Genomic DNA, 223 nt, shown 5'->3' with positions numbered 1-223 from the left:
CAAACAAAAGCCTGTCCCGTCCCGGCTCAGCGTGAAGTTCGGGTGTTCCGGGTTTCGGCTGCGCTGCTCATGCGGCATCAGAATAAAGTAAAGGCATGCGCCTTCGGTAGTGCGGATGGCGATTTGGTCGCCATTGATCACCGCACTGCCCGAAAAGGTGTCGGTCCAGTTTTCACCCAACAGCCCCCGTTCGCCCGGTGACCAGCTGCGCATAAAGGTGAGG

At 58.7% G+C, this 223-nt stretch carries 1 protein-coding gene; it reads right to left on the bottom strand.

What is annotated here, in order from left to right:
* The coding region (locus AAC854_RS23825; RefSeq protein ID WP_340619207.1) for a hypothetical protein at positions 1–223 on the bottom strand (223 nt) is incomplete at both ends.

Origin of the sequence: Xenorhabdus entomophaga (genome assembly GCF_037996725.1) — a bacterium.
Taxonomy (GTDB): Bacteria; Pseudomonadota; Gammaproteobacteria; order Enterobacterales; family Enterobacteriaceae; genus Xenorhabdus; species Xenorhabdus khoisanae.
This window is presented reverse-complemented; position numbering and strand designations above follow the sequence as displayed.